Source organism: Streptomyces sp. MMG1533, assembly GCF_001279775.1.
Classification (GTDB): Bacteria; Actinomycetota; Actinomycetes; order Streptomycetales; family Streptomycetaceae; genus Streptomyces.
In genome coordinates this window covers 51,777-75,250 of the sequence record NZ_LGDG01000218.1, presented here as the reverse complement: position 1 = coordinate 75,250, position 23,474 = coordinate 51,777, and the positions used below count along the sequence as shown (strand labels likewise).

Genomic DNA, 23,474 nt, shown 5'->3' with positions numbered 1-23,474 from the left:
GCCGTAGGTCGTCTCCGACATACGGCGGCTGCGGGTGCGTCGTGGTTCCTCGCGCCCACTCGGCGGAGCCGCACATCGACACAGCCCCGCGCCCTGAAGGCGCCTCACCTGGTCGCGCCTCTCATGAAGCCGTTGTAGATGAACCTCTGCAGGCTCAGGAACACGATCAGCGTCGGCAGGATCACCAGGATCGCTCCCGCCGAGATGACCTCCCAGTGGGCGCCGTAGGGGCCGCGGAAGCGGAAGAGGGACGTCGAGATCACGCCAAGATCTTCGGAGGGCATGTAGAGGAAGGGGATGTAGAAGTCGTTGTAGACGGTGATCCCCTTCACGATGACGACCGTCGCGATCGCAGGCTTGAGCAGGGGAAAGATGATCTTCCGGTAGATCGTGAAGGCGTTGGCGCCCTCCAGGCGGGCCGATTCGTCGAGGGAGATCGGGATGGATCGTACGAACTGCAGGAAGATGTAGATCGAGACGATGTCGGTGCCCATGTAGAGCGCGATCGGCGCCCACAGGGAGTCGAACATCCCGAAGCTGTTCACGATCTGGAAGGTGGCCACCTGGGTGGTCACTCCGGGGACCAGCGCGGCGATCAGGAAGAGCGCGACCACCAGCTTCTTGAAGCGGAAGGTGAAGCGGTCGATGGCGTAGGCGGTCATCGAGCCGATGAGGACGGTGCCTCCGATGGCGACGGTCAGGATGATCGCCGTGTTGGTGAACGCCGTGAGCATGTGGCCGTCCCGGAACGCCGTCACATAGTTGTGGACGTTGAACAGGCTGTCCGGGAGCGAGAGCGCACCACTGCCGTTCGCCATCTCCTCCGAGGACTTGAGGGAGGTCAGCAGGACCACCCCGAGCGGGAGCAGGACGATGGCCGTCGCGGCGATCAGCGAGAGGTACACGAGCGTGCGGGTCACGATGCGGCGCGTCATACGAGGTCCACCTTGTCGTCGGGGACGAGGCGGCGCTGCACCCAGGTCACCAGCAGGATGATCAGCAGCAGCACGACCGCGGCGGCCGAGGCGAGCCCCGTCTTGTTGAAGCGGAAGGCCAGGTTGACGGTCTGGATCACGAAGGTCTGGGTGCCGGTCGCCCCGCCGGTCATGATGTAGGGGACCTCGAAGACCGACAGCGAGCCGGAGATGGACAGGATCACCGTCAGGGTGAGGACCGGCTTGATGCCGGGCGCGATGATGTAGCGGAACTGGTGCCAGCGGTTCGCGCCGTCCAGTTCGGCCGCTTCGTACAGCTCCCCCGGGATCGACTGGATCGCGCCGAGGAAGAGCACGAAGTTCAGGCCCATGTAGCGCCAGATCGAGACGCCGGCGAGAGAGGTGTTCGCGGAGACCGGTGTGCCCAGCCAGGCGTGGTCCGTGTGATAGCCGAACAGGCCCAGGACCGAGTCGAGGGTGCCGCCGTCCTGGAAGAAGTAGAGGAAGACGAAGCCGATCGCGACCCCGTTGATCAGGTACGGGAAGAAGAGCACGCCCTTGAAGAAGCTCCGGAAGCGGACGTCGAAGCTGAGGATCGTCGCGAAGTAGAGGGCGGCGGCGATCTGGACGGCGGAGGCGGCGAGGTAGTAGCCGCTGACGAAGAAGACCCGGAAGAGGTCCTCCCTGGTGAAGATCTCCCTGTAGTTCTCGGCGCCCGTGTAGTGCAGTTCGGGACTCACGCCGTCCCAGTCGGTGAAGCTGTACGCGAGCATGTTGGCGATCGGCGCGTACGTGAAGGTGACCAGCAGGGCGAGCGGGACGATCAGGAAGAGCCAGGGGGTGGCTCCACGCCATACCCGCGTCCTGCGTGACGCGGGAGCCGGGGCGGGGGCGGCGGACGCCTCCCCCGCCCCGGCCTTCACGGCCGCCTTCTCGGTGGTGTCCGTCATCAGGACCCCAGAGTCCGCTGCGTCTCGGTCCAGCGCTTGCTGAGGTCGGCGAAGAAGTCGTCCAGGCCGCCCTTCTTGGCGCCGCGGGCGAGGTCGACGAGGTTCTGGCGGTACTCGGGGGCGTAGATGCCGACCTCGGACTGGTTGTCGATCTGCTTGACCCGGGCTCCCGCGCTGTCGTCCAGCTCGATGAGCTTGACGCCCTCGTCCTCGTACGGCTTCAGCACCTCGGGCAGGGGCGCGTCGTTGAGCGGCGAGATGGCCAGGTTGTCCTTGTCGTAGCCGGACTTGTCGGTGAACCAGTCGATCCAGGCGCGGGCGGCCGGCTTGTTCTCGGAGTGGACGTTGACGGCCTGGTTGTAGTCGGGCGCGACGACCGCGCAGAACTTGCCGTCCACCTGGGACGGGAAGGGCATGAACCCGATGTCGTCGGGGCTGACCCCGGCCTTCCGGGCGGCGTCCTGGAACTGGATGATCGCCCAGGTGCCGAGCCACTGCGTGGCCAGCTCCCCCTTCGCCAACCGGGGCTTGGACTCCTCCCAGTTGGTGGTCGTCGGGTCCTTCTCGATCAGGCCTTGGTGCACGGTGTCGTACAGGAGCGTGTCGCCGACGCGCAGGTCGGCGCCCTTGGCCCACGGGTCGCCCTCGGCGAGCTTCGTCGACGCCTGGGGGTCGCAGTTGACCGAGCCGTTGACCTGCGTCCACTGGGACAGCGTCCACTGGGCGGCGAAGTTGGTGTAGTACGGGACCGCGTCCGTCTTGGACTTGATCGCCTTGAGGTCCGTGAGGAACTCGGCCGGGGTGGCGGGCCATTCGGTGACGCCGGCCTCCTGCCAGACCTTCTTGTTGTAGAGGAATCCGGGGATCACGCCGATCGGGCTCTGGCCGTAGACCTTGCCGTCGACCGTGGTGTAGTCGGTGAAGCGGTACTTCTTGCTGCGCTCCTCCTCGCTGCCCAGCGAGGCGAAGAACCGCGGGTAGTCGGCCTTCTTGATCACCGCGGGGATGAGCAGCACATCGCCGTAGTTCTCCGTGTTCATACGGATCTTGACTTCGGTCTCGTAGTTCGTGAGGGCCTCGAACTCGACCTTGACCTTCGGATACGTCTTGTTGAACTCGGCGGCGTACTTCTTCATCGTGCCGTCGGTGACGAGATCGGTGCGCTGGGTGAGGACCTTGATGGTTCCGCTGACCTTCGACGGGTCGTCGGGCGCCTTGGCGTCGGCGCCCTTCGAGGTGCCTCCGGTGCCGGTGCAGGCGGGAACCAGCAGGGCGGTTCCCACGACCATGGCGAGGATGTGACGGCGGTTCATGTGCATCAGCTCCGTTCTAGGGACGTTCCAGGGACGGACGAGCACGTGCGTGTTGGTGGGTTGGCTGATTCGGCACTCTGACAGCGCTTTCTTAACCGGTAAAGTCCCTATTTCGCCAAGGCTGCAAACATGTGACCGCATACACGGCTGAAACGGTTTAGGAGCCCGCATGCTGGAGGCCACACCGCTCACCGAGGGCTGGATCCTGCGCCACGAGGGGGACGCGCTGCCGGCCTCGGTGCCGGGCTGCGTGCACACCGATCTGCTGGCCGCGGGGGTGATCCCGGATCCCTTTCTCGGGCTGGGCGAGACCGAGGTCGCGTGGGTGGGGCGGCGGGAGTGGCTGTACGAGACGGAGCTGGGGGCGACGAACGGGCACGAGCAGACCGACCTCGTCTTCGACGGTCTCGACACCGCGGCCGAGATCCTGCTCGACGGTCGGCTCCTGGGCCGGACAAGGAACATGCACCGCTCGTACCGCTTCGACGTGACCGGGCTCAGCGGGCGGCTGTCCGTGCGGTTCGTCTCCGCGTACGCCGAGGCGGAGGCCGTGCGCGGGAAGCTGGGCGAGCGGCCCGCCGCCTATGCCGAGCCCTACCAGTACATCCGCAAGATGGCCTGCTCCTTCGGCTGGGACTGGGGACCGACCCTGGTGACGGCCGGGATCTGGCGGCCGGTACGGCTGGAGCAGTGGTCGACGGCCAGGATCGCGCGGGTGCGGCCGCTGGTGACCGTCGAGGACGGCCTGGGGCGGGTCGAGTTGCACGTGGACGTCGAGCGGTCCAGGGTCGAGGCCGGGCTCGCCGTGGAGGCGACGATCGGCGGGGTGCGGGCGCGCGCGCAGATCGACGGGGCGCGCGGAGTCGTACGGCTGGAGGTTCCCGACGCGCGGTTGTGGTGGCCGCACGGATATGGCGAACAGCCTTTGTACGACGTCGAGTTGACGCTCCTGCACGAGGATCGGACGCTGGACGTGTGGCGGCGCCGGATCGGCTTCCGGACCGTCGAGCTGGACCGGCGGCCCGACGCGCACGGCACCGGGTTCACCCTCGTCGTCAACGGCGAGCGGCTCTTCGCGCGCGGCGTGAACTGGATCCCGGACGACGTGTTCCCGTCCCGGATCGGCCGGGACCGGTACCGGGAGCGGCTGCGACAGGCGGCCGACGCCGGTGTGGACCTCGTGCGGGTGTGGGGCGGGGGGATCTACGAGAGCGAGGACTTCTACGACGCCTGCGACGAGTTCGGCCTGCTGGTCTGGCAGGACTTCCCCTTCGCGTGTGCGGCCTACCCGGAGGAGCAGCCGCTGCGGGGCGAGGTCGAGGCGGAGGCGCGCGAGAACGTCGTACGGCTGATGCCGCATCCCTCGCTGGTGTTGTGGAACGGCAACAACGAGAACCTGTGGGGGTTCCGGGACTGGGGCTGGGAGCAGCGGCTGGCCGGTGACTCCTGGGGCGAGGGGTACTACCTGGGCGTACTGCCGCGTGTGGTGGCCGAGTTGGATCCGACGCGGCCGTATGCGGCGGGCAGTCCGTGGTCGGGCTCGTGGGACCGTCATCCGAACGATCCGGCGCACGGTACGCACCACTCGTGGGAGGTGTGGAACCGGGAGGACTACGCCGACTACCGACTCCATGTGCCGCGGTTCGTCGCGGAGTTCGGCTGGCAGGCGCCGCCCGCTTACGCCACGCTGCGGCGGGCGCTGCCGGGTGAGGAGCTCGCGTCCGGCTCCCTGGGCATGCTGCACCACCAGAAGGCGGACGACGGCAACGGCAAGCTGGAGCGGGGGCTCGCCCGCCACTTCGCCGTGCCTGACGGGGACTTCGACCGCTGGCACTACCTGATGCAGGTCAACCAGGCGCGTGCGGTGGCCGCCGGGATCGAGCACTGGCGGTCGCACTGGCCCGTGTGCGCGGGCACGGTGGTCTGGCAGCTCAACGACTGCTGGCCGGTGACCTCGTGGGCGGCGATCGACGGGGACGGGCGGGAGAAGCCGCTGTACCACGAGCTGCGGCGGGTGTACGCGGACCGGCTCCTGACCCTTCAGGTGCGGGAGGAGGGACTGGTGCTGGCCGCCGTGAACCAGGCTGCGGAGAGCTGGTCCGGTGGGGTGACGGTGCGTCGGGTGTCCGTCGAAGGCGGCCTGGTCGGTTCGTCCCGTTTGGAGATCGCCGCCGAGAGGCGGTCCGTCGCCGAGATCCGCGTCCCGCGCGAGCTGGAGCCGGTCGGCCCCAAGGAGTTCCTCGTCGCGGACGCGGACGGGCTGCGCGCCCTCCACTTTCCGGCGCCGGATCGCGAAGTCCCGTACCCGCGCCCGGAGTTCGAGGTCGCGCTCGTGCCGGGCGGGATCGAGGTGACGGCCCACACCCTCGTACGGGATCTGCTGTTGCAGGCCGACCGGCTGGACCCGGCGGCGCGGGCCGACCGGGGGCTGGTCACGCTGCTGCCCGGCGAGCGGGTCACCATCGGGGTGCACGGCTGGCAGACTCCGGATGCCGAAAAGGCACGTTCAGCCCTGTACTGCATGGAGCCCAGTCGATGACGGCAACGCCGACCCCCCGCGTCACCATCAAGGAAGTCGCCGCGCGTGCCGGCGTGTCCAAGGGTGCCGTGTCCCTCGCCTTCAACCACAAGCCGGGGCTGTCGGAGTCGACCCGGGACCGGATCTTCCGGGCCGCGCAGGAGCTGGGGTGGGCGCCGAGCCCGACCGCGCGGACGCTGGCCGGCTCGCGGGTGGACGTGGTGGGGCTGGCGATCTGCCGGCCCGCCCGGCTGCTCGGGCTCGAACCCTTCTACATGGAGTTCGTCTCGGGCGTGGAGAGCGTCCTGATCGAGCAGTCCTGCTCGCTGCTGCTGAGGCTCGTGCGGAGCCTGGAGGAGGAGGTCGGGCTGCAGGAATCGTGGTGGCGGGGGCGGCAGATCGGCGGGGCGATCCTTGTCGACTTCCGCGCGGACGACCCCCGGGTGGCGGCGGTCGAGCGGCTGGGGATGCCGGTGGTCGCGGTCGGGCATCCGTCGCTGACCGGCGGCCTCATCTCCGTGTGGACCGAGGACGCCACCGCCGTGACTCAGGCGGTGCGGTATCTCGCCGCGCTCGGGCACCGGCGGATCGCCCGGGTGGGGGGCGCGGCGGCCCTCGGGCACACCTCCATGCGGACCGGCGCCTTCGACGAGGCGGCCCGCGCGCTGGAGCTGACCGGGGCCTGGCAGGTGGCCACGGACTACTCCGGGGAGGCGGGGGCGCGGGCAACGCGGTCACTGCTGACGGCCGCGCCGCCGGACCGGCCGACGGCCATCGTGTACGACAACGACATCATGGCGGTGGCGGGGCTGTCGGTGGCGGCGGAGATGGGGCTGAGCGTGCCGGACGACGTCTCACTGCTCGCCTGGGACGACTCCCAGCTGTGCCGGATCACGCACCCGCCCCTCTCCGCGATGAGCCATGACGTGCACGGATTCGGTGCGGACGCGGCGCGGACGCTGTTCGGGGTGATCACGGGAGAGGGGCCGGGCTCGCATCAGGTGCCGACGCCGGTACTGACTCCGAGGGGATCGACGGCGCCTCCGAGGGTGTGACCTTCACCGCTCCGGCCGGGGGGACTGGGCAGCTTGGTTACCCACAAGTAGCATGGGTCCTGAGCGCGCGCTCAGCGCATCGCAGCAGTAGAGCCGTCCCGCACTCTGGAGGAGAGCCATCGTGCCTCGTACCGTCAGGGACGTCGTCTTCGTAGACGGCGTCCGTACCCCGTTCGGCAAGGCGGGCCCGAAGGGCATCTACCACGAGACCCGTGCCGACGACCTCGTCGTGAAGGCGATCCGGGAGCTGCTGCGCCGCAACCCCGGTCTCGACCCGAAGAAGATCGACGAGGTCGCCATCGCCGCGACCACGCAGATCGGCGACCAGGGCCTGACCCTCGGCCGCACCGCGGGCATCCTCGCCGGTCTCCCCCAGTCGGTCCCCGGCTACTCGATCGACCGCATGTGCGCCGGTGCGCTGACCGCCGTGACGACCGCGGCCGGCTCCGTCGCCTTCGGTGCGTACGACGCCGTCATCGCCGGTGGTGTCGAGCACATGGGCCGCCACCCCATGGGCGAGGGCGTGGACCCGAACCCGCGGTTCGTCAGCGAGAAGCTGGTCGACGAGTCCGCCCTGTTCATGGGCATGACCGCCGAGAACCTGCACGACCGCTACCCGACCATCACCAAGCAGCGCGCCGACGAGTACGCCGTGCGCTCGCAGGAGAAGGCCGCCAAGGCGTACGCCAACGGCAAGATCCAGCAGGACCTGGTGCCGGTCTCGGTGCGCCGCACCAACGCGGAGGCCGGTGAGACCGGCTGGGGCCTGGTCACCGCCGACGAGCCGATGCGCCCGGGCACCACCCTGGAGAACCTGGCCGGTCTGAAGACGCCGTTCCGGGTGCACGGCAGGGTCACCGCCGGCAACGCGGCCGGTCTGAACGACGGTGCCACCGCGTCGATCATCGCGAGCGAGGACTTCGCCCGCGAGAACAACCTGCCGGTCAAGATGCGCCTGGTCTCGTACGCCTTCGCGGGTGTCGAGCCGGAGGTCATGGGCTACGGCCCGATCCCGGCGACCGAGAAGGCCCTCGCCAAGGCGGGCCTGTCGATCGAGGACATCAACCTCTTCGAGATCAACGAGGCCTTCGCGGTCCAGGTGCTCGCCTTCCTGGAGCACTACGGAATCGCCGACGACGACGCGCGCGTCAACCAGTACGGCGGCGCCATCGCCTACGGTCACCCGCTGGCCTCCTCCGGCGTCCGTCTGATGACACAGCTGGCCCGTCAGTTCGAGGAGCAGCCGGAGGTCCGTTACGGCCTCACCACCATGTGCGTCGGCTTCGGCATGGGCGCCACGGTGATCTGGGAGAACCCGCACCACAAGGACGCCGGAGGCGACAAGTGAGCACCGCTGAACTCCTCAAGGGAGCGGCCGAGCTGTTCCCCGACGAGGTCGTCACGTCCGCGCACGTACGCCACCTCGACCTGCCGTTCGGTGCCGGGCGCTTCGCGCTCATCACCCTCGACAACGGCTTCGACCACACCAAGCCGACCACCTTCGGCCCGGCCTCGCTCGCGAACCTCAACACCGCGATCGACCAGGTCGAGAAGGAGGCCGCGGCCGGCGAGATCGTCGGTATCGGCATCACCGGCAAGCCGTTCATCTTCGCGGTCGGCGCGGACCTCAAGGGCGTCGAGCTCCTGAAGAACCACGACGACGCGCTCGCCATCGGCAAGGGCGGCCACGAGGTCTTCAAGCGCCTGTCCGGGCTCGCGGTCCCGACCTTCGCGTACTACAACGGCGCGGCCATGGGCGGTGGCGTCGAGGTCGGTCTGCACTGCAAGTACCGCACGGTGTCGAAGGCCATCGCGGCCTTCTCCCTCCCCGAGGTCTTCCTCGGTCTGGTGCCGGGCTGGGGCGGCTGCACGATCCTGCCGAACCTGATCGGCGCCGACAAGGCCGTCTCGGTGATCATCGAGAACAGCCTCAACCAGAACAAGCAGCTCAAGGGCGGGCAGGTCTTCGACCTCGGCATCGCCGACGCCATCTTCGAGGGCGCCGACTTCCTGGAACAGTCGCTGATCTGGACCGCCCAGGTGCTGAAGGGCGACGTCGAGGTCGAGCGCCCGGTGATCGACCGCGGTGAGGCCTGGGACCAGGCCGTCGCCAAGGGCCGCTTCATCGCGGACAGCAAGGTGCACGGGGCCGCTCCGGCCGCCTACCGCGCGCTGGACATCATCGCCGCGGCCAAGAACGGCGACCTCCAGCAGGGGTACGACGCCGAGGACAAGGCCCTCGCCGACCTGATCATGGGTGGCGAACTGCGGTCCGGCATCTACGCGTTCAACCTGGTGCAGAAGCGCGGCAAGCGTCCGGCCGGCGCGCCGGACAAGTCGCTGGCCCGCCCGGTCACCAAGGTCGGCGTCGTCGGCGCCGGTCTGATGGCCTCGCAGCTCGCGCTGCTGTTCCTGCGCCGCCTGGAGGTGCCGGTCGTGCTGACCGACATCGACCAGGAGCGCGTCGACAAGGGTGTGGGCTACGTCCACGCCGAGATCGACAAGCTGCTCGGCAAGGGCCGTGTCAACCAGGACAAGGCCAACCGTCTCAAGGCCCTGGTCTCCGGTGTGCTGGACAAGGCCGAGGGCTTCTCCGACGCGGACTTCATCATCGAGGCCGTGTTCGAGGAGATCGGCGTCAAGCAGCAGGTGTTCGCGGAGGTCGAGGCGGTCGCCCCGGCGCACGCGATCCTCGCCACCAACACCTCCTCGCTGTCGGTGACCGAGATGGCGTCGAAGCTGAAGAACCCCGAGCGGGTCGTGGGCTTCCACTTCTTCAACCCGGTCGCGATCCTCCCGCTCCTCGAGATCGTCCGCGGTGAGCAGACGGACGACGCCTCGCTCGCCACCGCGTTCGGCGTCGCCAAGAAGCTGAAGAAGACGGCGGTTCTGGTGAAGGACGCCCCGGCGTTCGTCGTCAACCGCATCCTCACCCGCTTCATGGGCGAGATCCAGAACGTCATCGACGAGGGCACCCCGGTCGAGGTCGCCGAGAAGGCCGTCGAGCCGCTCGGTCTGCCGATGTCCCCGCTGGTGCTCCTGGAGCTGGTCGGTCCCGCGATCGGTCTGCACGTGTCCGAGACCCTCAACCGGGCCTTCCCGGACCGCTTCACGGTCTCCCCGAACCTCGCGGCCGTCGTCAAGGCGGGCAAGCGCGGCTTCTACGTGTACGACTCCGGGAAGCCGGAGCTCGACCCCGAGGTCGCCGCTCTGCTGAAGCAGGGTGACGTCGTCCTGACCGAGGAGCAGGTCCGTGACCGTGTCCTGGACGCGGTGGCGCAGGAGATCGGGCTCATGCTCGACGAGGGCGTCGTCGCCGAGGCCCAGGACATCGACCTCTGCCTGATCACGGGCGCCGGCTGGCCCTTCCACCTGGGCGGCATCACGCCGTACCTGGACCGCGAGGGTGTCTCCGAGCGCGTGACCGGGAAGCGGTTCCTGGCTGCGGGCGTGGCGTCGGTTCCGGCGTAACCGTCGTACGTACGCACCTGAAGAGGGCCTCCGCCGGTCGGCGGAGGCCCTCTTTCATACGCCGGTGTCGCTCTGTCCGGCCGCGGCGAGCTTCGCCCTGCTGCCGTGGCGTCAGGAACGCCAGGGCCCCAGCGGGCTGCCCGCCGCCGGGGCGAGCTGACGGCGGGTGTGCAGTTGCCCGTCCGTACCGATGACGGCGACGACCAGCGCGCCCGTCGCGTCGTACGCCATCGCCGGAGCGTGCGCGAACATCTCGCCGGACTCGTGCCAGTGCGTGCCGGAGACGTCCTTGTCCCGGTCGGGCAGCGAGACGACCAGCCGGCCGCGGCTGCCGCGGTGGGCCAGGAAGGCCTCACGGGCTCCGCGTTCGGGCGCCCACAGCGCGGCGACGGCGCCGGTGCCGCCGTGGCCGCCGACTCCGGCGCCGGAACCGGGCCAGCGGCCGTCGGCGTGCTGGCGGTAGGCCATGACCTGCTGGGTACCGGCCTCCCGGAAGTAGAGGCAGGTGCGGCCGCCGCCCGAGTCGACGGCGGTGATCCCGCCGGTCGCCGGACGGCCGGTCTTGAGGGTGTCGTCGAGGAGGAAGGCGCCGCCGGGCTCGCTCTGGTGCCAGCGCCACACCGAGTTCTTCCCCGGCACGTACAGCTCGACGGTGCCGCGCTCGGTGGTCAGGGCGGTGCCCGCGTCCTGGACGAAGCTGCCGCCGATGTTCTCCCACGGGGCCCAGGTGCCGTCGATGTCCCGACGGCGGAGGCTGATGCCCTGGTCGAAGTTGCGGACGAAGACGTACAGCCGGCCGGCCGCGTCGACCGCGGCCGACGGTACCCCCGCCTCGCGCTGGCGACGGCCGTCGCCGTGCGCCCATTCGGGGTTCTCCAGGGACTGCCAGCCGTTGAAGCCGTTGCCGCCGGGGTCCTGGGCCGTGTGCACGACGTCGACGGTCACTCCGCCGCCGACCACGTGCTGCCGGCGCAGGCCGACCAGTTCGGCCGGCCCGCCGGGCAGCCCGGTCACGGCGAGCGTGGACGCGATCCAGCCGTCACCGAGCACGTAGGGCCCCTTCCACTCGCCACCGGCCGGGCCGGTCTCCGTCCAGAAGGCGAGGCGGCCGGCCAGCACCCCGAAGGCGTTGAGCCGTCCGCCCGGCCCGAGGCGCAGCCAGTTCGTGGTCGGCGAGTAGCGGTAGGCGGCGCTCATCATGTGCGTGCTGCGGAACGGGTCGGGTCCCAGCTGCCGGTCGCCGCAGGTCTGGCAGGTGCCGTGCGGGCAGACCGTGGGGGCGTCGATACCGGCGTACGTCGCCAGGTACTCGGCCTTCTCCGTGACCGCGGCCGAGTCCAGGTTGTAGCCCCAGAAGCGGTTGGCGTAGGCGCGGTAGTGCTCGACGACCGGGTTGTGGCCCGCCTCGCGGTGCCGGGTCAGGGCGGCGAGCACGAACTGGGTGGTGGTCGTGTGGTCGATGTGGTCGGAGCACACGAACTCCGGTTGCCCGCCGTCGTGTTCGGGGTCGGGGTCCATCGTGCGCACCGTGGTCGGCCGGACGTGTCCGAGGAGGGCGGCCAGCGCGCCGATCACCAGCTCACGGGTGACGTGCTGGACCTCGCCGATGGTGCCGCCGTGCACCGGGAGCGTGGCCTGGGTGCGCAGGGCGCCCTCCCACAGTTCGTGGAGCCGGGTGCGGGTGCCGCGTTCGGTGGGCGCGCCCATGTGCAGCTGGAGGAAGTAGAGGCTCACGTGGTCGTGGTCGACCAGGGTGAACCGCTCCGCGGCGAACCCGGGCACCAGGTCCACGGGCTCGCGCTGCCAGGGATGGTCGCGGTTGCCGGTGGCCATACGGGCGTACGCGGAGCGCAGTCCGCAGCCCCGCTCGGTGCTGTAGCGGGCGAAGTCCGGTGCCACCGCCCGGCGCCCGGGTTCGTTGGTGTCGACGTTGATGCCGTCGCCCTCCCCCGCGGTGACGACCACCGTGGCGATCCGGTCGCCGTCCTGGAGGGAGCGGACCAGGTCGGGGTTCATGAAGTACAGGTCGTCGTCCTGGTGCGCGACGACATGGAGGACGGATCGGGTCGCGGCGGTCATCGGGCCTCCTCAGGCGTCGCGGTCATCTGGTTCGTCGTGATCATCGTGATCATCGTGATCATCGGGCTCTTCCGGCCGTCTCGTCGGTGCGGGTCGTAGGCGCTCATCGGTCCACCACGTTCATGGCCATCGCCCCCGAGGCCGAGCAGTACGGCCGGACCCACACCGGCCGGGCCGGGTGGACCACCGCGTACGCCGAGGGCTCGTCGCCGACGAGCGGGACGGACGGGTAGACGTAGGCGCCCTTGACATCGGGGAAGTCCTCCAGCACATGGCACACGCGGACCTTGCGCCGGTCGAACGGGTCGGGCTGCAGCCACCAGTCCCAGTCCTCCCAGCGCTCCAGCCGGTGGTCGACGACTCTGCGCAGCGGCGCCTCGGCCCGGAACGCCTGACGGCCGAGGACCTGCACGGGCACGGAGAAGCTCTGCCCGTGCCGGCCGCGGCGGCTGACGATGAACAGCGCGCCGGCCTCGATCCGGCGTCCGCCGCAGAGCACACCGCGCAGGGTGATGGCACCGTCGCCGACATCGACGCCGGTGCACTCGGCGTGTTCCTCGCGCAGCACGGTGCGCAGCATCAGCCGGCCGTTCGGCTGGGCGTAGGGCAGGTTCCAGCCGACGGGGCCGGACGGCGGGCGGGCGACCAGACGGGCGCGGGCGTCGATGAGGGCGCGGGTGTCGCGGACGCCGGCCTTCATGTGGACGTGGGACGTCTTGGGGGCGCCCATGGTCACCTGCCAGCGTCCGTCGCCGAGTTCGTCGAGGGCCGACGGGGTGACGACGGCGCTGTAGTGGATGCCGCCGTTGTCGAGGTCCTTGCGGGAGGTGCGCAGGGCCAGGTCGGGGCGGCGTTTGCCGTCGACGGGCTTGTGGCGCAGGACGAACTGCCAGCGGCGGCGGCCCTCGGCGGGTCCGTCGGCGCTGAAGCGCAGCCAGCCGGCGTCGTCGGCGGTGACGTCGACGACGGCCGAGCCGAGGGCGACCGGGGGCACGGTGAGCTGCTCGGGTCCGGCCTCGCGGTCCGCGACGGGTACGCGGTAGCCGCGGTGGGCGGCGGCCCGGCGGCGCGCGGCGTCCTCGAAGAGCTCCAGGTAGCGGTCGGCCACGGCGGCCGGGTCGTAGCGGGCGGCGTTGCGCAGGGCGGCGGCGCCCATGCTGCGGCGCAGCGGCTCGTCGGCCATCAGGCGGCGCAGGCCCCAGGCGATGCCCTCGACCTCGCCGTTGGGCACGAGGAAGCCGTCCTCGCCGTCGCGCAGGATCTCGCGCGGGCCGACGGGACAGTCGGTGGAGACGACGGGCAGGCCGCAGCGCATGGCCTCGACCAGGGTCATGCCGAAGGACTCGGCGCTGGAGGTGACGGCCGCGATGGAGCCCTTGGCCCACTCCGACTCGATCGGCGAGAAGCCGCCCATGAGCAACGCCCGTCCGGTCAGGCCCAGTTCGGTGACGAGAGCGCGCAGCTTGCCGGCCTCGCCGCCGTCGCCGTAGATGCGCAGTTGCCAGTCGGGGAACTCCTCGGCCAGGGCGGCGAAGGCGCGGATGAGGAGGTCGTAACGTTTGATCTGGTGCATGCGGCCCGCGCTGACGACGACCTTGAGTGTGCAGTCGGAGGGGGCGACGGTCGGCTCGGGCACGCTGTTGGGGATGCCGACGACGGGGATCCGGGGGATCGGAGTGTTCTCCATGAAGGAGCGGGCGTCGGCCTCGGTGACCGTGGTGATGGCGTCCAGGCGCGGGTAGACCCGGGTCATCTCCGCGCGCACCGCCGGCGGGATGGCCAGGTGGGTCATGTGCTCCTGGGCGACGCGCAGGGCCCCGTCGCGGGTGTGGGCGGCGACGAAGAGGTTGAGGCTGGGCCGGGTGCCGACGACGACGTCGGCGGTCGTCTTCTCCAGGTCGCGGATGATGCGGCCGTCGGTGAACCTGCTGTACTGGGCGTAGAACTCCTCCTGGCGCGGCACCACTTCGCTCGGTTCGTCGCTGCCGGACGCGTCGCGGTCGGCGGAGCCGGGCCGCAGGTCGACCAGGGCACGGACGGCGATGCGCGGGGAGATCTCGAACTTGGTGGCGGTGGCGCGCCGGAACACCGAGACGATCTCCACCTCATGGCGGACGGAGAGCGCCTCGGCGAGGTTGATGACGGTTCGGTTGGTGCCCCCGATGCCGTAGATGTTGTTGATCAGGAAGGAGATCTTCATCGGACCTCACGCTCCTTCCGTCCGTCCTTCCACTCGAAGGGGCTCGGCACGGGGTAGTAGGACTCCAGGAAGCGGCTGAGCATCGCGGTCTGGCGCTCGGTGTCGTGGCCGTCGGAGAGGGTGTCGTTGATGCAGAACGCCTGCCGGTCGCGGCGCGCGAGCAGGATGCCGAGCCGGCGCTGGATCTCCGGCCTGGCGAGGTCGAGGTAGGCGAAGGTGATGTTCGAGGGCACGGCGCGGCCGGTGAAGTAGGCGTAGTAGTGGTACAGGGAGGACGGGATGGAGATGTCGGTGGCGCTGCGGAACCGGCTGTGCGAGGTCCGCCGGTGCTCGTCGGCGAACTCGCGCTCGATCTCCTGGAGCACGCTGCGGCGCAGCGCGTAGGGGGCGTGCCGCAGCTTCTGCACGATGGCGGTGCCGAAGTACTCCTGGAGGAGACGCCGGTTGTTCTTGCCGGCCGCGTCGACCGGTCGGTCGACGGGGCTGAGGTCCCAGCGGGGCACCTGGGACGGCGAGAAGAAGGTGCGGGTCATGCCGTTGGACAGGAAGAAGTCCCCGGGCGTGACGGGGCTGCCAAGGAACATGTCGTCGTTGAAGTACAGGAAGTGCTCGGCCAGGCCCTTGATGTGGTGCAGCCGGCTCTCGATGGCGTGCGAGTTGAAGGTGGGCAGTGCGGCCGGCTCGTCGAAGATCTCCGAGTGGTCCACGACCGTGATGCGCGGGTGGCTGTCGTTGAGCCAGGCCGGGCGCTGACGGTCCGTCACCAGGTAGACGTTGCGCACCCAGGGGGCGTTCTGCTCCAACGCGCGCAGGGAGTAGCGCAGTTCGTCGCGGCTGATGTAGCGGGCCGCGTTGGCGGACTCGGTGTGGTAGCCGCCCTCGCCGTAGCCGCCGCGTCGGCGCTGCCAGGCGGGGTCGCTGCCGTCGACCCAGGTGTAGACGACGTCGACGGGGAACCGCACGTCCTCGGGCAGCGGGTCGGCGCAGGGCCGGATGGTGCGCACCGAGCGGGTACGGCGGGTGTGCAGGGCGGCGAAACCCGTGAGGCGGCTGACCGGGACGGTGACCCGGGGTTCGTCGGGCGCGACGTCCTCGGTGACACGGTTGGGCCGCGGGGCCAGCAGGCGGCCCTCCTCGGGCCGCCAGAACTCGATGTCGCAGCCGTGTTCCAGGCCCAGCAGCAGGGAGCCCGCCGGGTCGCTCCACATCATGCCGACGCGCAGCACCGCGGCCGTGTCCGCGAGGTGCCGGCCCGGCCGGGAGCCGGCCAGCGCCGCGCGCCCCTGGGCCGCCTCGCCCCGGCAGGCGCGCAGGTAGACGGGGCTGTGCCCGGCGCAGCGCTGCAGCGCTGCGGCGACCCGGTCCCGGTCGGCCTCGGCGACGGCGAGGCAGGAGCGGAAGTCGGAGGTGCCGCGGATCGCGAAGTAGTCGACGCCGGCCTCCTCCAGGGCGGTGACGACGAGTTCGAGGTTGGCCTCGCGCAGCCCGAGCGGCGAGACGGTGGGCCGGACCAGGGCGATCCGGGCGCTGTGTCCGGCGAGGACGGCGAGCCGCTCGCCCGGTCCGAACAGGTGCGGCCAGCGGCGGCGGGCCCGCAGGCCGCGGACCATGCGGGCCAGCAGGCCTAAGGCGTGCAGTCGGCGCAGCAGGTGCTTGAGCGCCATGCGGATGCGGATCGGGACGCGGCGCGCGATACGGCGTCTCAGCCCGGCGGGGACCAGGGTGCGGTACGCCCCGACCGCGGCGGTTGCCTCGGGGTTGCCCATGCTCACGGCCGGTTGTCCGCCTTCTCGGAGGGGTGGGAGGGGTCCTGCTCGAAGACGCTGGGGACCGGGAAGTAGCGGCGCAGGAACCGCACGACGGCCTTGGTGCCGCGCCGGGTGCGCGCCTCTTCCGTACCGAGACCGAAGAGCTGGATCTGCTGGGTGTCGCGGCGGACGAGGAGCCGGTTGAGGTGGGAGGTGATGCCGGGCATCGCGGCGTGCACTGTCACGAACGCCTCGCCGGAGGGCTCGGCGAGTCCGGCGGTGTGCCCGACGTGGTGGACCATGCCGTCCATCGGGTGGGTGCCGGGGACGACGGACAGCAGCTGCCCGTCGTCGAGGGGCAGCGGGGCGGCGCCGGTCCCGGCGAGCCGGGCGATGTTCTCGGCGCGGTGCGGCTGGGGGCCGTGCGCGTAGCCGTGGGAGGCGACCCGGCCGGTGGCTGAGTACGCGGCGCGGGTCCACGGCGCGAAGGACTCCTGGGCGTTCCAGGGGCCGCGCCGGGGGCGGGTCGAGCCGTTCGGCGTGAAGTAGTCGAAGGGGCGGACCGGCCGGCCGAGCAGGGCGCCGGGGCGCAGCAGCAGGAAGTGGTCGGCGAGGTCGGGCAGTTGGTGCAGGTACCACTCGGCGCCGGGCCGGGCGCGGACCACGGTGAGCCGGTCGCCGGCCTTCAGCCAGGCGGGCGGTTCGGCCTCGGCGACCACGTGGACGACGTCCACCCAGGGGGCGTACTGGTGCAGGGAGCGCAGCGCGGCGCGCAGCAGCTCCTCGCCCCAGGGGGTGGGGTGCTGCCACAACAGGACCGCGTCGACGGGGAAGGTGATCTCTTCGAGGCGCAGGACGTCGAAGGTCTCCAGCGTGATCGTCGGCTCCATGTCGCCGTCGATGTCCGCGTAGCCGCAGAGCCGGTCGAGGCCGATCTCGACGCCGGGCGCGTCACTGGGCACGGAGCGCTGGACCCGGTTGGGGCGGGGTCCGACGAGGCGCTCCTGGGGCAGTTTCGTGTCGGTGGTCCAGAACTCGATCTCGATGCCCTGGTCCTCGCCGGTCCAGAGGTGCTCGGTGGGGTCGGTGCGCAGCCAGCTGAGGCGGATGACCTTGGCCTTGGCGTAGTGCTTCCACGCCTTCACATGGCTGCCCGGGATCTCCCCGGTGTCGCTTTGGGCGGGTGAGACGGAGACCACGTAGCCGGTGTGTTCCTCCAGCAACGCGCGTAGCACCCGGCGGACGGCACCCTTGTCCTGCTGGTCGACGGCCAGGCAGACGCGGCGGTCGTCGAGCGCGGGCACGGCGAACCAGGGGATGTCGGCCGTGTCGAGGGCGTGGGTGACCAGGTCGTGGTCGAGCCGGCGGGCCAGGTCGACGGTGAGGCCGGTGTGGACGTGGCCGATCCTGCCGTCGGGTGCCTTGGTACGGCGTTCGGAATGGCCGAACTCCACTTTGCGCACCCGGCGCAGGGCACGGCGGTGCAGCCGTGCCTCGCGCCGGCCGAGGGTCCGGGCCAGCTGCCGCTTGACCTTGCGTCGTACGCCCACGGGCACGGTGGTGGTCGCGGCCGCGCGCACCGGCTGGGGAACGAATCGTTTGTAGACCTGGGCTGCGGAGCTCATGGACGTCGGGTCCGACACGTCATGAACTCCGTTTCATCGCTCGTGGGGGCTGGGGGTGGGGAAGTAGGAATCGAGGAAGCCGTCCAGCAGCTCCTGCTGGGCCTCGATGTCCTCGGGGGTCGAGAAGGCGTCGTTGAGACAGAAGGTGTCCTGGTCGCGTCCGTCGAGCAGGCGTTGCAGCCGGTCGGCGAGGTCGGGCACGGCGAGTTGGAGGTAGGTGAAGGGCATCGAGCCGGGCTGCGCCCGTCCGGTCAGGGCCGCGTAGTAGAGCGCGAAGGACGAGGTCGGCGACAGGTCGGTCATCGCCCGGAACCTGCTGGCCGAGGTGCGCGCCCAGGCTTCGGGAAAGTCGCGTTCGGCCTCTTCCATCGCGGAGCGGCGCAGGGCGTACGGGATGTGCTCCATGGGCTGGGTGATCACTCTGCCGAAACGTTCGAGCAGCAGGGCGCGGTTGTTCTTGCACGCTGCGTCGACCGGGGTGTCGGTCTCGACGACCGGTCCCTGCGGGATGCGGTTGCGCGAGGGGAAGTAACGCGCCGTGCCGGTGGGGGTGAAGAAGGCGTGCGGGGCCACCGGGCGGCCCATGAACATGTCGTCGTTGAAGTACAGGAAGTGCTCGGCCAGGCCCTCGATGTGGTGCAACTGGCTCTCGATCGAGTGCGAGTTGAAGGTCGGCAGGTCCGCCGGGTTGCGGAAGATCTCCCGGTGCGTGGCGATGCGCAGCCCGGGCACGTCCTCGCGCAGCCAGGGCGGCACCTGGTCGTCGGTGACGATGTAGATGTTGCGGATCCACGGCGCGAACAGGTGGATCGAGCGCACCGAGTAGCGCAGTTCGTCACGGCTGATGAAGCGGGCGTCGCTCGCCGACTCGGCGTGGTACACCTCGCCCTTGGCCTGTGCCTTGCGCTGCTTCCAGGCCGGGTCGTCACCGTCGACCCAGGTGTAGACGGCGTCGACGGGGAAGGCGATGTCGTCGGCGCAGTGCACCAGGAACTCGGGGCGGGTGGCCAGGGCGGGCGCGAGCGGGGCCGGCGTCCAGTCCGACACGAAGCGGCTGAACAGCCGGGCCGCGCCCAGCACGTTCCCCCCGTCGGCGGCGACGGCCCAGGTGGCGCGGTTGGCGCGGGGCGCGACCAGGTGGGTGCCGTGCCGCTGCCAGAACTCGATGGCGCAGCCGTACTCGTGACCGAGCAACAGGTGCCGGCCCGGGTCGGTGCGGTACCAACTGACCTGCAGGATCCGGGCACTTGCGACCGCGCGCCAGGCCTTGGCGTCCCGCGAGGAGACGGGCTTGGCCGGCCGCGGTGCGTCCGGGTCGACCACGCTCAGGTGCCCCGGGAACTGGCTGAGTCCGCGGAACACCACCGCCAGCACCCGGTCCCGGTCCTCCTCGGCGACGGCGATCACCGTGCCGTGGTCGGAGGTGCCGCGAACCGCGAAGTACGCCACGCCGACGCTGTCGAGCAGGGCGGTGAGCGCGGAGCGGTTGGCCTCGCGGCCCGCCAGCGGGGTGAGTCCCGGTTCCACGTAGACGTCGCCGTGCTCCGGGGTGAAAGTCGTGGGTCCGGCCGCTGCCGGACGTGCGTGTCCCCCCTCGCCCCGTCGGGTCCGGGCGGCTGCGCCCGGCGCCTGTTGGACGACGTGATCAGATACGGCCGTCACACCGCCGCCCTTCACGGGCCGACGCACGCAGCACCTCAGCCACCCCCCCTGTTGTTTCTCACCTGGCCGAGGCCGATGGTGAGTACTGATGGCCGCCCGCCCTCGTGCCCCCCGGCTCGAATCAGCGACCACACACTCCGCCGACTGCTTCGCCGACGTTTCATTCACACCTAAGATTTAACCTTCACAGGTCCGGCACATCATCACCAGGCGTACACATAGCTGTCAACGCCATTCAGAAGTAACCCAAAACACACGGTCATGCGTGCAACCATTGAACATCCGGAATCTGGTGGGTAAACGGGCCTCCGGCACCGACACACCAGGAAATCGGTTTATAGTTCGGGCCACATCACGGTGTTCGCCGCCGCGCGGGCCCGGCCCCTCTCCCCCCACTCGTGCCCCCCACGTACAGACCCAGGCAACGAGCCATTTGAGCGAGAGAGGACCGAGGCATGACGCATGCCCCGACGGACACCAGCCCCCGCAGATCCAGGCGAGCGCCGTCGGGCCGCAGGGCCGCCGCACCGCGCCGACGCCGCGTGGGCCGCTGGGTGGCGCTGGGCCTCGTCACCGTCGTACTGGCCGCGGGCGGCACCGGCTACTGGCTCTACCGGGACCTCGACGGCAACATCAAGGGCGTCGACATCGATGACGCCATCGGCGGCGGCCGGCCCGAGAAACTGCCCACCTCCGGCCAGAACATCCTGATCCTGGGCTCCGACTCGCGCGCCGGCGCCAACGCCGCCCTGGACAAGGGCAAGGTCTCCGGAGCGCGCTCCGACACCGCGCTGGTGATGCACATACCCGAGGGCCGTACGAAGGCCGTCGCCGTCAGCATCCCGCGCGACACCCTGGTCACCCGCCCCGCGTGCGCGAAGTCCGACGGCACCGAGGTGGCCTCGGCGAAGCGCGTGATGTTCAACTCCATCTACGCGCAGGTCGGTCCGGCCTGTGTGGTCAAGACCGTGGAGCAGATGTCCGGGGTCCGCATGGACCACTACATGGAGATCGACTTCGCCGGCTTCAAGGGCCTCGTGGACGCCATCGGCGGGGTGACCGTGACCCTCGACGAGCCGATCAAGGACGGCAACAGCGGCCTGGACCTCGGGGCCGGCACACACCGGCTGAACGGCACCGAGTCCCTGCAGTTCGTGCGCACCCGGTACGGCTACGGCGACGGCAGCGACCTCGGCCGCATCGGCCTCCAGCAGAAGTTCATGATCGCCCTGCTGTCCGAGATCAAGAAGCAGGACCTGCTGGGCAGCCCCACCAAGACCTTCAAGATCGCCGACGAGCTCACCGAGTCCCTCACCACCGACTCCGACCTCGCCTCGCTCACCGAACTCGCCGAGTTCGGCCGCAGCATGAACGGGGTCGACCCGGCCTCCATGGACACGATCATGCTGCCGGTGAAGTACGACACCCAGGACCCCAACCGGGTCGTCGCCGCCCAGCCGCAGACCGAACAGCTGTGGGAGGCGCTGCGCAAGGACCAGGACATACCCGAGTCGGCCAAGAAGTCACCGGCCGGGGGCTGAGCCCCGCGGGGCCCCGTCCGACCGTCAGAGGCGGATGGACGGGGCCAGCGAGAACCCCGGCTCGGAGGTCTGCCGGGAGATGTGCAGCGCTCCGTCCTGGCCGAGCACGGCGAGTACGACACGGCCGTGGCCGTCGAGCGCCAACGCCGGGGCACCCACGCAGCGTTCGCCGGTCGGCGACCACCACACGCCCCCCTGCTCGTTCTCCGTGCCGAACGCCGCGAGCATGACCTGCCCGTCGAGATCGCGGTGGGCCAGCAGCGTGCAGTCGTATCCGTCGAGCATCGCGCGCAGCACCGCGACCGGATCCCCCGCCGGTGCGCCGCCGAGCGGGATCACCCAGCCGCCGGGGCGATGGGCGACGAGCCCGCCCGTGTCGGGGTCGGCCCAGTAGTACGTCGCCCGGTCGGGCCCGGTCGACAGGGCACTCGCCGTGCCCGGCGCCACCCGGACCGGGATGTTCGGCTCCGTCCGGAAGTCGCCGTCGGGCTCGGCCTGGCGCCACCACATGGCGTCCTGCTCACCGCCGGCCAGCAGCTCGATGCGCCCGGAGTCGTGGGCGACCGCGGCGAGTCCGTCCCGTACGCCGCTGCCCGTGAGGTCCTTCCACGGCTCCCACTTCCCGGTGGGGGCCTCCCGGCGCAGCATCACCCCGCGACCGGCGTTCCGGACGAAGACGTGCACACGACCCGACTCGCCGACGGCGGCCACCGGGACGCCGAAGCGGGACGCCTTGTCGCGGTCCTGGTGGGGATTGCCGAGCGAGCGCCACTCGGTGACGGGGCGACAGGTCTGGTACTGGATGGCGTGCACGACGTCGACGGCGGGCGGGCCGTCGCCCCTGGCGACCTCGCGCCGGCCGAGGAAGTGCACGTAGGTGTCGGTGCCCTGGGCGAGGTACAGATGCGTCAGGTTCGCGACCGGGAAGAAGTCGGGTGCCGTCCATGCCGGGCCGCCCGGCCGGACCTCGGTCCACCGCAGCAGGCCCTCCCGGGTGCGGGCGTAGGCGGTCAGGCGGCCGTCCTTGCCGAGGGTCAGCCAGCGGCCGTCCACGGTGCCCTGCGCCGCGCGGCCCTCGGCCGCCGTGCGCTCGGCGACGTCCGCCGTTCTCCCACGGGCTGCGCCGCGCCCGGATCTGGTCCGCATGACGTGACCTGCCCCTTCCGTGACGCTCGGCGTGGCTGACCCGCCAGTCCCGAACCTGTGTGCGGGGCCGAGCTGGCCCATCATAGGATGTGCGTTCGGTGAACAACGCATGGTGACCCTGTGCGCGACGGGCGCGACGGGCGCGACCAGGGAGCCCGGCGGCCGTCCCCGAGCACGCCTCGCACCCGGCGCCCCCTGCCCCCGCCTCTCAAACCTGCCGCCAGGCCTCCAGCGCCAGGCCCGGCTCTTCCTTGCGGCGGGTGAGGAGCAGCTGCCCGTTCGACGGGGACAGCGTGGCGGCCACGACCCGGTCGTCCTCGTCGACGGCCAGGGACACCTCGGCGTCCACGGGGAGTTGTGGTCCCGACTCGGTCCACCAGGCGCCCGCCGACTCCTGCTCGGTGGGGTACGCGGCGAACGCCACCCGGCCGCTCGCGGAGCGCTGGGCGAGCAAAGTGCAGTCGTGGCCGTCGAGTTCGCAGCGGACGGCCGAGACCGGGCCGGGGCCCGCGGAGGCGAGGAGCGTGACCGGCTTGGCGCCGGGGCGCCAGGCGCACAGGTCGCCGGAGGTGTCGGCGAAGAAGAGGGTCGTGCTCTCCGGGGAGGTGGCGAGGGCCCGCAGGGTGCCGGGGCGGACCGGGGACTCGATCGCCTCCTCCAGGACCGGCTGGGCGCCCGGCTCCTCCTGCCGCCAGTGCAGGATGCCCCCGGGGACGGCCGCGTAGAGCTCGACGCGTCCGGACTCCCCCGTCACGGCCGCCAACTCCTCTTGTACGTCACTCCCCTTGAGGTCGCGCCAGGGGTCCCAGCCGCCCTTCTCCTTCTGGGCGATCATGCTCACGCCGCCGCCCTTGTTCCGTACGAAGACATGGGCGCGGCCCCGGGCGTCGACCGCGACGGCGGGCGGGCCGGTGCGGGCGCCCTTCTTGTTGGGGTGCCCGACCGGAAGCCAGTCGAGGGCGGCGAGCCGGGGCCGGAAGTGCGTCGAGTGCACCAGGCCGGACTCGCCGGAGGCGGTGGGACGCCAGGAGACCAGATGGGCGTAGCCGTCGGCGCCCTGGCCGACCGCGAGCACGGGGTGCAGCCTCTGGTCGCCGCCCACCCGGCGGGGAGCTCCCCACGGACCGCCGGGGCCGCGCTCGGCCCGGCACACGACGGCGTCGCCCGCAGGCAGATACACGCTGAGGCGGCCGTCTCGGCCGCGTATGAACCAGTCGCCGTTCACCGGTTC

15 protein-coding genes are annotated in these 23,474 nt (G+C 70.8%); 5 read left to right on the top strand and 10 right to left on the bottom strand.

All coding sequences use genetic code 11. The features are described from left to right. Positions 1–104: 104 nt before the first annotated feature. The 3 genes from ADK57_RS24215 to ADK57_RS24205 are packed head-to-tail and all read right to left on the bottom strand — an operon-like array spanning position 105 to position 3,198. Entirely contained in the window at positions 105–935 is an 831-nt protein-coding gene (locus ADK57_RS24215; RefSeq protein WP_053751647.1) for a carbohydrate ABC transporter permease, read from the bottom strand. After that, on the bottom strand, positions 932–1,885 hold the full coding sequence (locus ADK57_RS24210; RefSeq protein ID WP_053751646.1) for a carbohydrate ABC transporter permease: 954 nt from the start codon (positions 1,883–1,885) through the stop codon (positions 932–934). Before ADK57_RS24210 ends, ADK57_RS24215 begins: the two co-directional genes overlap by 4 nt. Next, the gene (locus ADK57_RS24205; RefSeq protein WP_053751662.1) at positions 1,885–3,198 is read right to left on the bottom strand and encodes an ABC transporter substrate-binding protein; all 1,314 of its coding nucleotides are present in this window, start codon (positions 3,196–3,198) and stop codon (positions 1,885–1,887) included. The genes ADK57_RS24210 and ADK57_RS24205 overlap by 1 nt, the downstream gene beginning before the upstream one ends. A 169-nt stretch (positions 3,199–3,367) precedes the next feature. Between ADK57_RS24205 and ADK57_RS24200 the strand changes: the two genes are divergently transcribed. From ADK57_RS24200 to ADK57_RS24185, 4 genes are all read left to right on the top strand, one after another. Continuing rightward, on the top strand, positions 3,368–5,737 hold the full coding sequence (locus tag ADK57_RS24200) for a glycoside hydrolase family 2 protein (protein ID WP_053751645.1): 2,370 nt from the start codon (positions 3,368–3,370) through the stop codon (positions 5,735–5,737). Next, positions 5,734–6,771, top strand: a complete 1,038-nt coding sequence (locus tag ADK57_RS24195) for a LacI family DNA-binding transcriptional regulator (protein ID WP_053751644.1) — start codon at positions 5,734–5,736, stop codon at positions 6,769–6,771. The genes ADK57_RS24200 and ADK57_RS24195 overlap by 4 nt, the downstream gene beginning before the upstream one ends. A 121-nt stretch (positions 6,772–6,892) precedes the next feature. Next, positions 6,893–8,119: a thiolase family protein gene (locus ADK57_RS24190; protein ID WP_053751643.1), complete on the top strand. Its 1,227-nt coding sequence runs from the start codon at positions 6,893–6,895 to the stop codon at positions 8,117–8,119. Beyond that, positions 8,116–10,242, top strand: a complete 2,127-nt coding sequence (locus ADK57_RS24185; RefSeq protein WP_053751642.1) for a 3-hydroxyacyl-CoA dehydrogenase NAD-binding domain-containing protein — start codon at positions 8,116–8,118, stop codon at positions 10,240–10,242. Before ADK57_RS24190 ends, ADK57_RS24185 begins: the two co-directional genes overlap by 4 nt. Positions 10,243–10,353: 111 nt before the next feature. Here the strand turns inward: ADK57_RS24185 and ADK57_RS24180 are convergent, their stop codons facing one another. The 5 genes from ADK57_RS24180 to ADK57_RS24160 all read right to left on the bottom strand — a co-directional run bounded on the left by ADK57_RS24180 (position 10,354) and on the right by ADK57_RS24160 (position 19,583). Continuing rightward, positions 10,354–12,321, bottom strand: coding sequence for a PIG-L family deacetylase (locus tag ADK57_RS24180; protein WP_053751641.1), 1,968 nt, complete (start codon positions 12,319–12,321; stop codon positions 10,354–10,356). A 103-nt stretch (positions 12,322–12,424) separates the two neighbouring features. Further along, entirely contained in the window at positions 12,425–14,521 is a 2,097-nt protein-coding gene (locus ADK57_RS24175) for a glycosyltransferase family 4 protein (RefSeq protein WP_053751640.1), read from the bottom strand. Then, a complete protein-coding gene (locus tag ADK57_RS24170; protein WP_053751639.1) occupies positions 14,518–16,293 on the bottom strand; it encodes a stealth family protein in 1,776 nt (591 codons plus the stop codon). Before ADK57_RS24170 ends, ADK57_RS24175 begins: the two co-directional genes overlap by 4 nt. Further along, the gene (locus ADK57_RS24165) at positions 16,290–17,912 is read right to left on the bottom strand and encodes a sugar phosphotransferase (protein ID WP_053751638.1); all 1,623 of its coding nucleotides are present in this window, start codon (positions 17,910–17,912) and stop codon (positions 16,290–16,292) included. The genes ADK57_RS24170 and ADK57_RS24165 overlap by 4 nt, the downstream gene beginning before the upstream one ends. 15 nt (positions 17,913–17,927) lie before the next feature. After that, entirely contained in the window at positions 17,928–19,583 is a 1,656-nt protein-coding gene (locus ADK57_RS24160) for a stealth family protein (protein WP_053751637.1), read from the bottom strand. A gap of 428 nt (positions 19,584–20,011) precedes the next feature. Between ADK57_RS24160 and ADK57_RS24155 the strand changes: the two genes are divergently transcribed. Next, complete coding sequence (locus ADK57_RS24155; protein WP_053751636.1) at positions 20,012–21,097, top strand: LCP family protein; 1,086 nt, start codon at positions 20,012–20,014, stop codon at positions 21,095–21,097. 24 nt (positions 21,098–21,121) lie between these two features. Here the strand turns inward: ADK57_RS24155 and ADK57_RS24150 are convergent, their stop codons facing one another. After that, entirely contained in the window at positions 21,122–22,243 is a 1,122-nt protein-coding gene (locus ADK57_RS24150) for a hypothetical protein (protein WP_053751635.1), read from the bottom strand. Between the two features lie 208 nt (positions 22,244–22,451). Continuing rightward, entirely contained in the window at positions 22,452–23,468 is a 1,017-nt protein-coding gene (locus ADK57_RS24145; protein ID WP_053751634.1) for a hypothetical protein, read from the bottom strand. Positions 23,469–23,474: the final 6 nt, after the last annotated feature.

Excerpts from the sequence above, each read along its gene's own strand:
- ADK57_RS24215 (WP_053751647.1), bottom strand. The coding sequence starts at position 935 with ATGACGCGCCGCATCGTGACCCGCACGCTCGTGTACCTCTCGCTGATC.
- ADK57_RS24210 (WP_053751646.1), bottom strand. The coding sequence starts at position 1,885 with ATGACGGACACCACCGAGAAGGCGGCCGTGAAGGCCGGGGCGGGGGAG.
- ADK57_RS24205 (WP_053751662.1), bottom strand. The coding sequence starts at position 3,198 with ATGAACCGCCGTCACATCCTCGCCATGGTCGTGGGAACCGCCCTGCTG.
- ADK57_RS24200 (WP_053751645.1), top strand. The coding sequence starts at position 3,368 with ATGCTGGAGGCCACACCGCTCACCGAGGGCTGGATCCTGCGCCACGAG.
- ADK57_RS24195 (WP_053751644.1), top strand. The coding sequence starts at position 5,734 with ATGACGGCAACGCCGACCCCCCGCGTCACCATCAAGGAAGTCGCCGCG.
- ADK57_RS24180 (WP_053751641.1), bottom strand. The coding sequence starts at position 12,321 with ATGACCGCCGCGACCCGATCCGTCCTCCATGTCGTCGCGCACCAGGAC.
- ADK57_RS24175 (WP_053751640.1), bottom strand. The coding sequence starts at position 14,521 with ATGAAGATCTCCTTCCTGATCAACAACATCTACGGCATCGGGGGCACC.
- ADK57_RS24155 (WP_053751636.1), top strand. The coding sequence starts at position 20,012 with ATGACGCATGCCCCGACGGACACCAGCCCCCGCAGATCCAGGCGAGCG.
- ADK57_RS24150 (WP_053751635.1), bottom strand. The coding sequence starts at position 22,243 with ATGCGGACCAGATCCGGGCGCGGCGCAGCCCGTGGGAGAACGGCGGAC.